We start from the raw sequence: 14,929 nt of genomic DNA on the forward strand, positions 1-14,929 counted from the left end.
TGTCCGGTGACCCGGACCGTGTCCTCGACGTCTCCCCCGACGAGCAGCGAGCGGCCATGTGCGCCCTCGTACCGGACCTGGAGACCGAGACCCACTGAGCCGCCGGGACCGGAGAGACACAGGTCACCACCGCAAGAAGAGAAAACTCACAGCCCGTGCTCCGCCTGGGCCGCGACACCCTGCCCTAGCATCCGAGCCATGACGGTCCTGCCTGACGACGGGCTCTCCCTGGCCGCCGAGTTCCCTGACGCGACACATGAGCAGTGGCAACGCCTGGTCGAGGGCGTCCTGCGCAAGTCGGGCAAGGAACTGACCGGCGCGGCAGCTGAGGACGCCCTGTCCACGACGCTGGAGGACGGGCTGCGCACCCGGCCCCTGTACACCGCGCGCGACAGCGCGCCCGACCCCGGCCTGCCGGGCTTCGCCCCCTTCGTGCGGGGCAGCCGCCCGGAGGGCACCAGTACGAGCGGCTGGGACGTACGGCAGCGGCACACGGCACTCGCCGACGGCACGGCGGACGCCGTGCTCGCCGACCTGGAGAACGGCGGCACCTCCCTGTGGCTGGTGCTGGGCGAGGGCGGCATCCCGGTCTCCGAGCTGGGCCGCGCCCTCGACGGCGTCTACCTCGACCTGGCACCGGTCGCCCTGGACGCGGGCCGCGACACCGGAGCCGCCGCGGAGGCGCTGCTGCGGCTGTACGACGACAAGGGCATCGACCCGAAGGCCGCCCGCGGCACCCTGGGCGGCGACCCGCTCGGGTACGAGGCCCGCACCGGCACCGCACTGGACTTCGCCCCCTTCGCCGCCCTGGCCGTCCGCTGCGCCGAGCGGTACCCGGGCCTGCGCGCGCTGACCGTGGACGCGCTGCCCTACCACGAGGCGGGCGGCTCGGCCGCGCAGGAGCTGGGTGCCTCGCTGGCCACCGGCGTGGCCTACCTGCGGGAGCTGACCGAGGCCGGGCTCGGTGTCGAACAGGCCGCCGCCCAGCTGGAGTTCCGCTACGCGGCCACCGCCGACCAGTTCCTGACCATCGCCAAGCTGCGCGCGGCCCGCCGGCTGTGGGCACGGGTCGCCGAGGTGTGCGGGGCGCCGGCCGCGGGCGCGCAGGTGCAGCACGTGGTGACGTCGCCGGTGATGATGAGCCGCCGCGACCCCTGGGTGAACATGCTCCGCACGACGGTCGCGACGCTCGCCGCGGGGGTGGGCGGCGCGGACTCCGTGACGGTGCTGCCGTTCGACCACGCGCTCGGCCTCCCGGACGCGTTCGCGCGCCGGATCGCCCGCAACACCTCCTCCATCCTGATCGAGGAGTCCCACCTGGCCCGGGTCATCGACCCGGCGGGCGGCTCCTGGTACGTCGAGCGGCTGACGGACGAACTCGCCGGAGCCGCCTGGCAGTTCTTCCGGTCGATCGAGCGCGACGGCGGTCAGGCGGCCGTCCTGCGCTCCGGCCGGCTGCGCACCGACCTGGCGACGACCTGGGCGGAGCGCTCCAAGCGGCTCGCCAGGCGGCGCGAACCCATCACCGGGGTCAGCGAGTTCCCGCTGCTGGCCGAGAAGCCGGTGGAGCGCGCGCCCGCGCCCGAGCCGCCGTCCGGCGGGCTGCCGCGCGTGCGCCGCGACGAGGCGTTCGAGGAGCTGCGCGCCCGCTCCGACGCCCATCTGGCGGCGACCGGCACCCGGCCGCGGATCTTCCTCGCCACGATCGGCTCCGCCGCCGCGTACACCGCCCGCGCGACCTTCGCCGCGAACCTCTTCCAGGCCGGCGGCATCGAACCGGTCACCGAGGGCCGCTTCGAGGACAGCGGCGCGACCGAGGCGGTGCTGTGCTCCAGCGACGCGCTCTACGCCGAACAGGCCGAGGAGACCGCGCAGGCGCTGCGCGCGGCCGGTGCCCGGCATGTCTTCCTGGCGGGCCGCGGCGACTACGCCGGCATCGACTCGTACGTCTTCGCGGGCTGTGACGCCGTGGACGTCCTGTCCGCGACCCTCGACCGCATGGGAGTGTCCTGATGGGAATCCCCGACTTCTCCGGCATCGAACTGGGGACCCCGGCCGCCGACGCCACCGAAGGTGAGTGGCGCACGGCCCTGAAGCGGGCCACCGGGGGCACGGAACCGCTGTGGGAGACCCCGGAGGGCATCGGGGTCAAGCCGCTGTACACCGGCCGTGACCTGGAGGGCCTGGACTTCCTGGGCACCTACCCGGGCATCGCGCCGTATCTGCGCGGCCCGTACCCCACGATGTACGTCAACCAGCCCTGGACGATCCGCCAGTACGCGGGCTTCTCCACCGCCGAGGAGTCCAACGCCTTCTACCGGCGCAATCTGGCGGCCGGCCAGAAGGGCCTGTCGGTCGCCTTCGACCTGCCCACGCACCGGGGCTACGACAGCGACCACCCGCGCGTGACCGGTGACGTCGGCATGGCGGGCGTGGCCATCGACTCGATCTACGACATGCGGCAGCTGTTCGACGGCATCCCTCTGGACAGGATGACCGTGTCGATGACGATGAACGGCGCCGTGCTGCCGGTGCTGGCGCTGTACATCGTGGCGGCGGAGGAACAGGGCGTACCGCCCGAGAAGCTGGCCGGGACCATTCAGAACGACATTCTGAAGGAGTTCATGGTCCGCAACACCTACATCTATCCGCCGAAGCCGTCGATGCGGATCATCTCCGACATCTTCGCGTACACCTCGCAGCGGATGCCCCGCTACAACTCCATCTCCATCTCCGGCTACCACATCCAGGAGGCGGGCGCGACGGCCGACCTGGAGCTGGCGTACACGCTCGCGGACGGCGTGGAGTACATCCGGGCCGGGCGGGAGGCGGGCCTGGACGTGGACGCGTTCGCCCCTCGCCTCTCCTTCTTCTGGGCGATCGGCATGAACTTCTTCATGGAGGTCGCCAAGCTGCGCGCGGCCCGCCTGCTGTGGGCGAAGCTGGTGAAGCAGTTCGACCCGAAGAACACCAAGTCCCTCTCCCTGCGCACCCATTCGCAGACCTCGGGCTGGTCGCTGACCGCGCAGGACGTCTTCAACAACGTCACGCGCACGTGCGTGGAGGCCATGGCGGCGACCCAGGGCCACACCCAGTCGCTGCACACCAACGCCCTCGACGAGGCGCTGGCGCTGCCGACCGACTTCTCGGCGCGGATCGCCCGTAACACCCAGCTGCTCATCCAGCAGGAGTCGGGCACCACCCGGGTCATCGACCCGTGGGGCGGCAGCGCCTACGTGGAGCGGCTGACGTACGACCTCGCCCGCAAGGCGTGGGCGCACATCCAGGAGGTCGAGCAGGCGGGCGGCATGGCGCAGGCCATCGACGCCGGCATCCCCAAGCTGCGTGTGGAGGAGGCGGCGGCCCGCACCCAGGCCCGCATCGACTCCGGGCGTCAGCCGGTGATCGGCGTCAACAAGTACCGCGTCGACAGCGACGAGCAGATCGAGGTCCTCAAGGTCGACAACTCCTCGGTGCGCGCCCAGCAGATCGAGAAGCTGCGCCGGCTGCGGGAGGAACGGGACGAGCAGGCCTGCCAGGACGCCCTGGACGCGCTCACCCGGGCGGCCGACGGCAAGGAGAACCTGCTGGAGCTGGCCGTGCGCGCGGCCCGCGCCAAGGCGACGGTCGGTGAGATCTCCGACGCCCTGGAGAAGGTGTACGGGCGGCACGCGAGCCAGATCCGTACGATCTCCGGCGTGTACCGCAACGAAGCAGGCCGGTCCCCGTCCGTGGACCGCACCCGGGCCCTGGTGGACGCGTTCGAGGAGGCCGAGGGGCGCCGGCCGCGCATCCTGGTCGCCAAGATGGGCCAGGACGGCCACGACCGCGGCCAGAAGGTGATCGCGACCGCCTTCGCCGACCTCGGCTTCGACGTCGACGTCGGCCCGCTGTTCCAGACGCCGGAGGAGGTCGCCCGGCAGGCGGTCGAGGCGGACGTGCACGTGGTCGGGGTCTCCTCGCTGGCCGCCGGTCACCTCACGCTCGTCCCGGCGCTGCGCGAGAAGCTCGCCGAGGAGGGCCGCGAGGACATCATGATCGTGGTCGGCGGGGTGATCCCGCCGCAGGACGTGCCGACCCTGCGGGAGATGGGCGCGGCGGAGGTGTTCCTGCCGGGGACGGTGATCCCGGACGCCGCCCACGACCTGGTGAAGCGCCTGTCGGCCGATCTCGGCCACGAGCTGTAGGGCCGCGATGGCCGCGATCGATCTGGACACCTATGTGAAGGGTGTGCTCGACGGGAAGCGGGCCCTGGTGGCCCGCGCCATCACGCTCGTCGAGTCCACCCGGCCGCAGCACCGGGCGCTGGCACAGCGGTTGCTCACCGAGCTGCTGCCGCACAGCGGCCGGGCGCGGCGCATCGGCATCAGCGGGGTGCCGGGTGTCGGCAAGTCCACGTTCATCGACGCGTTCGGCACGATGCTGACCTCGCTGGGCCACCGGGTGGCGGTCCTCGCCGTCGACCCGTCCTCCACCCGCACGGGCGGCTCCATCCTGGGCGACAAGACCAGGATGGAACGCCTGGCGGTCGACCCGGCCGCCTTCGTCCGCCCCTCCCCCAGCGCCGGCACGCTGGGCGGGGTCGCGAAGGCCACCCGGGAGTCGATGGTGGTGATGGAGGCGGCGGGCTACGACGTGATCCTGGTCGAGACCGTCGGTGTCGGCCAGTCCGAGACGACGGTCGCCGACATGGTGGACTCCTTCCTGCTGCTGACGCTGGCCCGCACCGGCGACCAGTTGCAGGGCATCAAGAAGGGCGTCCTGGAGCTGGCCGACGTGATCGCCGTCAACAAGGCGGACGGCCCGCACGAGCGCGACGCGCGGGCGGCGGCACGGGAGTTGGCGGGCGCGCTGCGCCTGATGCACGGCAAGGACGCCTTCTGGACCCCGCCGGTGCTGCACTGCAGCGCCCGCGAGTCGACCGGCCTCGACACGGTCTGGGAGCGTCTGGAGCAGCACCGCTCCCTGCTCGACTCCACCGGCCGGCTGGCCGCCAAGCGCCGGGACCAGCAGGTCGGCTGGACCTGGGCGATGGTCCGCGACGAACTCCTCGGCCGCCTGCACGCCGACCCTGCCGTCCGCGCGACCGCGCCGGATCTGGAACAGCGGGTCAGGGACGGCCGGTTGACGGCCACACTGGCGGCGGAACGCATCCTGGCGGCTTTCGAGGGCCGTACGGCACCTGAGGCCGAAGGCTGAGCGACGCCCGGTCCCGCCGCGCCCCATCGGTGCGGCGGGCCACCGGCCGTCCCGGCCCGTCGGCCGGTCTTCGGTTTCCCGGGCACTGCAACGCGAACAAGCGCGCGAACACAGGAACGTCAGTTCCCGAATTCTATGAGGGGCTGCCGGTAACCGGTGAAGACCGGCCATACCGCAGCATGCGGATTCGATCACGCCGCCCTTCTCCGGCAATTTATGCCGACCGCAGGTCAGAGGCCCTTTACGCGCACGATCACATCGCGTACAGGCCGCGCCGGGGGCCGGGCGATCCGCTGGAGCGCGCGGTGGCGCAAAGGCGCCCGCAGGCGGTCACCGGGCGGTTCACCACGTCTCAAAAGCTTGAGCACAAATTCCACACATCCTCTCTTCAGATCGGCCCCGATGGTCTAGATTGACCGTGCTTCAGCTGTTCGGACACGAGGCGACCAATAATGATCTTTAAGTCCGGCGCCAGGGAAGTCAGCAGTCGCGTCCCCGGCGCCGGACGTGTGAAGGATCAATTCCGGGAGCCCGGGAAAGGTCCTTGGGTGCGGGGAGCACCCGAGGTTTCGACGGGTTCCCGCGCACCGTGAGCGTCTCGCAGAACATGCGAATCCGCTGCCGCCCGGGGTGGGTTGTCCACGTGGCTCCGACATAGCCGGGAGGGATGCGCGGGGGGCGGGGGCCTCCCGGGGGAGGAACAGTACGGGAGGCGGGGGCTTCCCGAGGGGGCGGAACAGTGTTGGGCGAACACGTCGAACCACTGGGACCTGGGGGGGTTCTGTGCGGCAAGGGGGACTTGTCAGCCCGTTTCCGTCGGCGCGCGAGCGTCTGGCGAACGGGGCGATCAGCCGGCCCACGATCGACTGGGAGCAGCGGTACCGCCGTACCGTGATCATCGGCGACACCGCGGCCACCGCCTTCGTGGTGGCGGCGATCGGCAACTTCTTCGGGGCCCGGGACGCGGCCAACTGGCATGAGAAGTGGGGGATTCTCGCCTTCGGCACCGAACTGCTGGTGCTGGGGGCGCTCGCGGTGAGCCGGGCGTGGGCTCCGGCCGTACTCGGCCAGGGTGCCGAGGAATTCCGGCGGCTCGGACGCTCACTGTTCACGGCGACCGTCGTCCTGGCGCTCGGCGGGATCGCCCTCACCTCACGCAACATCAAGCTCTGGATCTTCGTCGCCATCCCCGCGATCGCGCTCGTCACCATGACCGCGCGGTATGTGCTGCGCCTGTGGCTGCACAGACAGCGGAAGGAAGGACGGTGCCTGCGACCGGTGCTCGCCGCCGGAAGCGTGGCCACCGTGCGCGACCTGATCATCCGGACCCGCAAGTTCCCGCACCTCGGCTGGCGCGTGGACGCGGTGTGCACGACGGACGGTCTCGGGCTCGACAGTGAGGAACTGGACGGGGTGCCGATCGTCGGCCGGCTGACGGACGTCGCCCACCACGTCCGCCGCGACGGCTACCGTGTCGTCGCGGTCACACCGGACGCGCACTGGTCACCGGACCGGCTGCAGCGGCTGGCCTGGAACCTCGAAGGCAGCGACGCCGAGATGGTCGTGGCACCCGTGCTGATGGAGGTGGCCGGCCCGCGGCTGCACGTCGACGCGGTGCTCGGGATCCCGCTGCTGCGGGTCAGCATGCCGACCTTCACCGGGGGCCGCCGGGCGGTCAAAGAGGTCGTCGACCGGATGGGCGCGGCGATCCTGCTGGTGCTGTTCGCCCCGCTGATGGTGTTCGTCGGGCTGCTCGTGGTGGCGGACAGCCGGGGCGGGGCGTTCTACCGCCAGCGCAGGGTCGGCAAGGACGGCCGCGAGTTCACCATGTACAAGTTCCGCACCATGGTCGCCGGGGCCGACCGGGCACGTGCCCAGCTGGCCGCCCTCAACGAGGGCGCCGGCCCACTGTTCAAGCTCCGCCGGGATCCGCGGGTGACCCGGATGGGAACGGTGCTGCGCCGGTACTCGATCGACGAGCTCCCGCAGCTGTTCAACGTGCTCACCGGATCGATGTCGCTCGTCGGTCCGCGGCCTCCGTTGCCGGAGGAGTGCGCCGCGTACGGGCCGGACATCCGGCGACGGCTGCTGGTCAAGCCCGGACTCACCGGCCTGTGGCAGATCAGCGGACGCAGCGACCTGTCGTGGGAGGAGGCGGTCCGGCTGGACCTGCGGTACGTGGAGGACTGGTCGCTCGCCCTGGACACAGTGATCTTGTGGAAGACGCTGCGTGCGGTGCTGTACGGGCAGGGCGCCTACTGATGCGCGGGGGCCGTCGACCGGCCGGGCGCGCGGACCGCAGGCCAGGAGGCCTGCCTGGGGGGAGGAACGAGTCATGAGAGTCAGCGTTTTCGGGCTCGGCTACGTGGGCTGCGTGTCGGCCGCGTGCCTGGCCAGCATGGGTCACGAGGTCATCGGGGTGGACGTCAACCAGGTGAAGGTCGACCTGGTCAACGACGGCAAGGCCCCGGTGGTCGAGGAGCTGATCGGCGAACTCACCGCCGACGTCGTACGGACCGGGGCGTTGCGCGCCACCGGCGACGTCCGCGAAGCGATCACGGGCAGCGAGGTGTCACTGGTCTGCGTGGGCACGCCGTCGGAGCCCAACGGCAGCCTGTGCACCACGTACTTGGAACGGGTCACCGAGCAGATCGGCGCGGCGCTGGCCGAGCGGGGCGGACGGCACACCGTCGTGTTCCGCAGCACCATGCTCCCGGGCACCTGCCTGAACCTGCTGGTACCGATCCTGGAGAAGTACGTCGGCGGTACGGCCGGGGTGGACATCGGGGTCGCGGTCAACCCCGAGTTCCTGCGCGAGGGCACCAGCGTGCGGGACTTCTTCGACCCGCCCAAGACCGTCATCGGCGAACTCGACCCGGCGAGCGGCGACGCGGTGACGGCGCTGTACGCCGGCTTGCCCGGCGAGGTGTTCCGGGTGCCGGTCCCCACGGCCGAGGCGATCAAATACGCGGACAACGCGTTCCACGGCCTCAAGATCGGCTTCGCGAACGAGCTGGGCGCGGTGTGCCAGGCGCTCGGCGTGGACTCGCACCAGGTGATGGACGTCTTCCTGGCCGACCACAAGCTGAACATCAGCCCCGCCTACCTGCGGCCCGGCTTCGCCTTCGGCGGCTCCTGCCTGCCCAAGGACCTGCGCAGCCTGGTCCACGCGGCACAGCGGGCCGATGTCTCGGTGCCCATCCTCGCCCACGTGCTGCCCTCCAACTCCGACCATCTGCAACGCGCGGTGGACCTGGTCGAGCGCACCGGCAGACGCCGGATAGGCATGTTCGGGCTCTCCTTCAAACCCGGCACCGACGACCTCCGTGAGAGCCCGCTCGTCGAACTGGCGGAGAGGCTCTTCGGCAAGGGGTACGACCTGCGGATCTACGACGCCAACGTGAACCTCTCCCGGCTGATCGGCGCGAACCGCGAGTACATCGAGAACCGGCTGCCGCACCTCGCACAGCTGCTCGCGGACTCCGTCGGCGAGGTGCTGGAGCACGCCGAGGTCTGCCTGGTCGGGACCAGGGATCCGGCCGTGCTGTCGGCGCTGCCCCAGGGCGACGGCCCGGTGCTCGTCGACCTCGTCCGCCTTCCCGACGCCGAGGCGCGCCGGGCCGAACCGGGGTACGTGGGCCTTGCCTGGTGACGCGAGCAGCGGCGCCGGGCCCACCCGGCGCGCGCTGGTTCTGGTGGAGAACCTGTCCGTGCCGTTCGACCGGCGGGTGTGGCAGGAGTGCACGACGCTGCGCGACGCGGGCTGGGAGGTGCACGTCATCTGTCCCCGGGGGACCAAGCGGGACACGGAGCCGGAGGCGGTGATCGACGGGGTGCGGATCCACCGCTACCCGTTGCGCGCGGCCACCGGAGGACCGGCCGGCTACCTGCGGGAGTACGGATCGGCGTTGTGGCATACGGTCCGGCTGGCCCGCAAGGTCGGCCCGGTCGACGTGGTCCACGCCTGCAACCCGCCCGACCTGCTGTTCCTGCCGGCCCTGTGGCTGAAGCGGCGCGGCGCGCGGTTCGTGTTCGACCAGCACGACCTGGTACCCGAGCTGTACCTCTCCCGGTTCGACCGCGGCAAGGATCTGCTCTACCGCGCCGTGTGCGCGCTGGAACGGCTGACCTACCGGGCCGCGGACGTCGTGCTCGCCACGAACGAGAGCTACCGGGACGTCGCGCTGCGCCGTGGCGGCCGGCGGCCGGAGGACGTCTTCGTGGTGCGCAGCGCGCCCGACACCGCCCGGTTCCAGCCCGTACCGCCCGAGCCGGAGCTGAAGCGCGGCAAGCCTCATCTGCTGTGCTACCTCGGCGTCATGGGTCCGCAGGACGGCGTCGACTACGCCCTGCGGGCCCTCGCGAAGCTGCGCGACGAGCTCGGACGGACCGACTGGCACGCGGTGTTCGTCGGCGCCGGCGACACCTTCGACGCGATGGTGGAGCTGTCCCGGCGGCTCGGGCTCTTTGAGCAGGTGCAGTTCACCGGGCGCGTTGCGGACGCCGACCTGGTGCGCTACCTGTCCACCGCGGACGTGTGCCTCTCCCCCGACCCGCTCAATCCGCTCAACGACGTGTCGACCATGAACAAGGTCCTGGAGTACATGGTGATGGGCCGGCCGATCGTCTCGTTCGACCTGAAGGAGGCGCGGGTCTCCGCCGGTGACGCCGCCGTCTACGCGCCCGCCAACGACGAGGCCGAGTTCGCGGCGCTCATCGCGCTGCTGCTGGACGATCCGGAGCAGCGGGCCCGGATGGGCAAGACCGGCCAGGAGCGGATCAGCGGGCCGCTCTCCTGGCGGAACTCGCAAGCGTCGCTGCTCGCCGCCTACGCCGCTGCCTGCCGTGACCACGCTCCGGTGCCGACGGGCGCCCCAGGCCGGGCAGGGAAGAGGCAGCGCCGTTGAGCGATGACACGATACGCCTGGCCACGATCGGGCGGATACTCCGTCGGCGCGGGCGGTTCCTCGCCGTCCTCGCCCTGGTGGGGGCCCTCGTCGGCTACGGCGCCTCCGTGCTGTTTCCGCCGCGGTACACGACGTCGGCATCGGTCCTGTTGCCCGGACAGTGGGAAGAGCGCGAACTGCTCACCCAGGTGGACATCGCGACCAGTTCGACAGTGGTCGACCGCGCCGCGGCCGCGCTCGACTGGCCGGGCGTCAGCGGCGCCGAGCTGCGGGATCACGTGACCGCCGAGGCCGCCGACGGGAACATCATCAAGATCTCGGGCACGGCTGACACCCCGGAGCGCGCGCAGCGGCTCTCCGACCAGGTGGCCGGCCAGTTCGTGAAGTTCGCTGCGCGGATCGCGGGCGGCACCACCGACGCCCGAGCGGCCACGGGTCCCGAGGCGCTGCGCAAGAAGGTCGAGGAGACCAACCGCCGCATCAGCGAACTGGCCGACGCGGCCGATCCGGGACAGACCGTGGAGAGCGTGCAGACCCGCACCGAGCTGGAGAAGCTGCGCACGTCCCTGGAAGAGGCCATGACGAAGCTGGAGCAGGCCGACCCGGCGCACACCGTGGCCGGCATGGTCGTCATGGGGCCGGCGGCCCGCCCGGCCGGCGAGGCGCCGCCGACCAGGACGCAGCTCGTCGTCGCCGGGGCGCTGCTGTTCTTCCTGCTCGCGGTCATCGGCCATCTCGCCGCCGCACGGGCGAATCGCCGGCTGCGCACCGAACCGGAGATCGCCGCGGCGCTGGGTTCGGCGCTGCTCGGCACCGTAGACGTGCCCGCCGAACGGCGCGGCGGGCACCGGCCGGAAGACCGCGGCCCACGGGCCCGGATCCGCCGGCTCCTCGGCATCGACACCCGGTGGGACCTCCCGGCCCCGCGGACGTCCGGCGACGAGGCCGGCCGACGGATCCGCTACCGGCGCGTGTGCGCCCGGCTCCGGGAGCAGTTGCCGTCCCCACGGCGGCTGCTGGCTGTCGTACCGGACGGCGACGAGATCGCCCGCCGGGCCGCCGAACAGCTCGCCGCCGAGGCCAGGAGCGACCCGCAGCTGCGGGTGGTGCGGGTCTCGGTGGACCGGCCGGTCGTGCCGGACCGCGACACCGAGTCCGGCGCCCTGGTCGTCCTCAGCGCGGGGAGCTGGACCGCGGAGGAACTCGCCGGCATCGCCGAGGCGTGCGCGGACGGCCGGCACGAGGTCGTCGGCATCGTCGTCGCCGGCCTGGTCCGGGCCCGTCCGGCGAGGACGGCCGGCCGGCCTTCGGACGAGGCCACTCTGGCGCTCGCGGTGCGCGGCCACGCGACGGGAGGTTCAGCGTGACGACGAGCACGACACCGGAGTCGTCGGCCACCACCCCGCTCATCGACCTGCAGGCACTGGTGGTCGCGGTCCGCAGACGCCGCCGCCTCTGGTGCGCCATGGCGCTCCTCGGACTGCTGGCCGGCGCGGCCGTGGCGGTCCTGATGCCACCGCCGCCGACCGCGGTCACCAAGGTGCTGGTCGCGCACAAGGAGGACCAGCCGAACGACACCGGAACGCTGATCCGCACCGACGTCGAGGTGCTGGGGACCACGCGGATCGCCGAGAAGGCCCTGCGGTCCCTCCACTCGTCCGAGGACCCCGAAGACTTCATGCGGGACTACCGGGGCACCGGCGTCACCAACAACCTGCTGCAGATCACTGTGACAGGCGACAGCAACGCCCAAGCGGTGGCCCGGGCCGAGGCGCTGGCCGACGCGTTCGTCGCGGACCACGTGCGGAGGATGCGGGCGACCGCGAACGCCGAGGCCAAGGCCCTGCTCGACCAGCGTGAGCGCATGAAGGAGGAACTCGCCCAGGTCAACAAGGACATCGGGGACCGGTCACCGGAGACGGAGACCGACCCGGAGGAGTCGGCGAGCATCGAGTCGCTCTTCGCCCGCCGGGCCGAACTCACGACGCGGATCGCCGATTTCAGCCAGCGCGCAGAGGAGGCGCGTGTCGGCACGCCCCAGGTCATCGCCGGCACGGAGATCGTGGACGCCCCGCGCCCGGTGAAGCACTCCCTGGCCGAGGCCGCCGCCACCGACGCCGCGATCGGGCTCGTCCTCGGCCTCGTCCTCGGGCTCGCCCTCGCCGCGGTCGGCGTCGTGGTCGCGGACCGCCCCGTGCTGCGCCGGGACATCGCGGCGAACCTCGGCGCCTCGGTCATCGCTGAGCTGCCCCGCCGGTCGGGCAGGCCCTGGCGGCGCCGACGGACCCGGGTGACCCGCGAGCGGCTCACCGCGCACCTCGCCCGCATGGTGCGCGGCTCCACGGAACCGGTGTCGCTGCTGGAACTCGGCTGTGCGCGCAGCACGAGCGTGATCGCCCTCGACCTCGCCAGGGCGATGGCGGCGGAGGGGGCGGTGACCGTCATCGACGGTCTGCCCGGTCCGCAGCTCGCGGCCCGCCGCGCGAAGCCCGGAGACCCGGCCGTGGTCAGCGGCGAGCGTGCCGCGGCCGTGTCGCCTCAGGAGCGCCGGCTCGGCGTCGGCTCGGTGGCGCCCGGCACGGCGTGGACCGACCTGCGGTACCTCGGCACGCAGACCGTGCTCGTCGTGCGTGCCGGGCACGGCAGCGCCGCATGGCTGCACACCGTGGCGCGGCAGCTCGCGGACCAGCACATCGCGGTGACCGGTGTGGTGCTGATCGACCCCGATCCGCGGGACCGGACCGACGGCACGTTGTGGGACGGGCTGCACACCGCGCTGCGCGGCCGGAGCGAGCGGCCGGCCCAGCAGCACAACACGGGCCGGCGGCGGACGGAGCGGCAGCCGATGTGGGCCGCACGGGGCGCGGACAACGACCAGGAGGCGCGGTAGGACATGTGTGGCATCGCAGGTACGTACCGCTGGCCGGACGGCAAGATCGTGACCGACCGGCTCACCGACGCCCTCGCCCACCGCGGTCCGGACGGGGCGGGCCGGTACAGCGACTCCGTCGGCGACGGCGAAGTGCACCTCGGGCACCGCCGGCTGTCCATCATCGACCTGTCCGAGACCGGTGCCCAGCCGATGGTGAAGGACGGCCTCGCCCTGACGTACAACGGCGAGCTGTACAACGCGCCCCAGCTGCGTGCCGAACTGGCAGCCGCCGGGGTGCGCTTCCGCGGCACCTCCGACACCGAGGTGCTGCTGGAGGCCTGGCGGCGCTGGGGCACCGGCTGCCTGCCCCGGCTGCGCGGCATGTTCGCGTTCGGGATCTTCGACGAGCGCACCGGTGAGCTGGTGCTCGCCCGTGACCAGCTCGGCGTCAAGCCGCTGTTCCTGCTCCGGCGCGGCGAGGGTCTGGTGTTCGCCTCCGAGCTGAAGGCGCTCGCCGCCGTGACCGGCGGGTCGCTGGAGGTGGACCATGCGGCGCTGGTGGCCTCGCTGCTGTACTACTGGGTGCCGGACTCACGGTGCGCGTTCCGCGAGGCGGAGAAGCTGCCGCCGGGGAGCTGGCTGAGGTGCCGGCCCGACGGCCGGCTGGAGCGCGGCCGGTTCTGGCACCTGAAGGACGTCGCCGCCGAGGGCCGGGAGCGGGCCCGGGCGGGCGAGCGGCCGGACATCGCCGCCGTCGTGGAGGAGTCGACGCGGCGCCACCTGCTCTCCGACGTACCCGTGGCGGCCTTCCTCTCCGGTGGGCTGGACTCCAGCTATCTGACCGCGCTGGCGGCCCGTCACCAGCCCGGGATCTCCGCTTACACGATCGGGTTCCGCGCCGAGGACGCCAAGTTCGAGGCGATGCCGGACGACCTGCGCTACGCCCGGCAGGTGGCCGAGCGCTTCGGAGTCGACCTGCACGAGATCGAGATCGCCCCGAACGTGCTCGACCTGCTGCCGCGGATGACGTACCACCTGGACGAGCCGATCGGCGACCCCGCCGCGATCAACACCTTCCTGATCTGCTCGGCCGCCCGGGAGGCCGGCGTCAAGGTGATGCTCTCGGGGATGGGCGCCGACGAGCTGTTCGCCGGGTACCGCAAGCACCTGGCCAACCTGATCGCGCTGCGCTACCAGCGCGTGCCCCGGCCCCTTCGGCGCGGGGTGTCCGCGGCCGTGGACCGGCTGCCGGTCGCCACGTCCCGCCGCGGGTACCGGTCGGTGCGCTTCGCGAAGCGGTTCCTCTCCTTCGCCGGGCTGCCGGAGGAGACCGCGTTCCGGCGCAGCTACACCATGTACGACCAGGAGGAGCTGCTCGCCCTTGTCGGTCCGGACCTGGCGGGGACGGTCGAGGACGTGCTGACCGAACACGCGGACGTCTACCAGGACAACGACCTGGACGACTTCGTCAACCGCATGTGCCTGACCGACGCCCGGATGTTCCTGCCGGGCCTGAACCTCGCCTACACGGACCGCTCCAGCATGGCCGCGTCGACCGAGGTGCGGGTGCCGTACGTGGACGTCGAGGTGGTGAAGGCGGCGTTCGCCGTGCCCGGAGAACGCAAGATCGCCGGACGGCAGGGCAAGGCCGTCCTCAAGGAGGCGGCCACGTCGGTCCTGCCCCGGGAGATCGTGTACCGGCCCAAGGGCCTGTTCAGCGCCCCACTGCGCGCCTGGATGAGCCGGGACCTGGCACCGCTGGTCCGCGAGGTGGTCAACGACGGCGTGCTCGTCCGCTCCGGCTTCCTGCGCCCCGACGCGCTGGCGCGGATGGCCGCCGAGGACGCCGCCGGGCAGCGGGACTTCTCCAAGCATCTGTGGCATGTGCTGACCCTCGAGTACTGGTATCGCGACGCGACCTCTGGGTCCGGCCAGAGCACTCGGTAAACGG

Annotated in this window: 9 protein-coding genes; all 9 read left to right on the forward strand. The window is 72.1% G+C overall.

What is annotated here, in order from left to right; all coding sequences use genetic code 11:
• The first annotated feature begins 198 nt into the window (after window positions 1-198).
• The 9 genes from AB0L21_RS11905 to asnB all read left to right on the forward strand — a co-directional run bounded on the left by AB0L21_RS11905 (window position 199) and on the right by asnB (window position 14,925).
• The gene (locus AB0L21_RS11905) at window positions 199-2,013 is read left to right on the forward strand and encodes a methylmalonyl-CoA mutase family protein (RefSeq protein WP_365783625.1); all 1,815 of its coding nucleotides are present in this window, start codon (window positions 199-201) and stop codon (window positions 2,011-2,013) included.
• Entirely contained in the window at window positions 2,013-4,187 is a 2,175-nt protein-coding gene (gene scpA, locus AB0L21_RS11910; protein WP_365783627.1) for a methylmalonyl-CoA mutase, read from the forward strand. Before AB0L21_RS11905 ends, scpA begins: the two co-directional genes overlap by 1 nt.
• A 7-nt stretch (window positions 4,188-4,194) precedes the next feature.
• Entirely contained in the window at window positions 4,195-5,199 is a 1,005-nt protein-coding gene (meaB, locus tag AB0L21_RS11915) for a methylmalonyl Co-A mutase-associated GTPase MeaB (RefSeq protein ID WP_365783629.1), read from the forward strand.
• A 783-nt stretch (window positions 5,200-5,982) separates the two neighbouring features.
• Window positions 5,983-7,461, forward strand: coding sequence for a sugar transferase (locus AB0L21_RS11920; RefSeq protein ID WP_365701167.1), 1,479 nt, complete (start codon window positions 5,983-5,985; stop codon window positions 7,459-7,461).
• A gap of 73 nt (window positions 7,462-7,534) precedes the next feature.
• A complete protein-coding gene (locus tag AB0L21_RS11925; protein WP_365701165.1) occupies window positions 7,535-8,851 on the forward strand; it encodes a nucleotide sugar dehydrogenase in 1,317 nt (438 codons plus the stop codon).
• The gene (locus AB0L21_RS11930) at window positions 8,841-10,106 is read left to right on the forward strand and encodes a glycosyltransferase family 4 protein (protein ID WP_365701163.1); all 1,266 of its coding nucleotides are present in this window, start codon (window positions 8,841-8,843) and stop codon (window positions 10,104-10,106) included. The genes AB0L21_RS11925 and AB0L21_RS11930 overlap by 11 nt, the downstream gene beginning before the upstream one ends.
• Entirely contained in the window at window positions 10,103-11,473 is a 1,371-nt protein-coding gene (locus AB0L21_RS11935) for a polysaccharide biosynthesis protein (RefSeq protein WP_365783631.1), read from the forward strand. The genes AB0L21_RS11930 and AB0L21_RS11935 overlap by 4 nt, the downstream gene beginning before the upstream one ends.
• Window positions 11,470-12,996 (forward strand): Wzz/FepE/Etk N-terminal domain-containing protein, encoded by a 1,527-nt coding sequence (locus tag AB0L21_RS11940; RefSeq protein WP_365783633.1) that lies wholly within the window; start codon window positions 11,470-11,472, stop codon window positions 12,994-12,996. Before AB0L21_RS11935 ends, AB0L21_RS11940 begins: the two co-directional genes overlap by 4 nt.
• Before the next feature lie 3 nt (window positions 12,997-12,999).
• A complete protein-coding gene (gene asnB, locus AB0L21_RS11945; protein WP_365783635.1) occupies window positions 13,000-14,925 on the forward strand; it encodes an asparagine synthase (glutamine-hydrolyzing) in 1,926 nt (641 codons plus the stop codon).
• Window positions 14,926-14,929: the final 4 nt, after the last annotated feature.

It is taken from the genome of Streptomyces sp. NPDC052721 (genome assembly GCF_040678315.1).
In the GTDB taxonomy this organism is placed as follows: domain Bacteria; phylum Actinomycetota; class Actinomycetes; order Streptomycetales; family Streptomycetaceae; genus Streptomyces.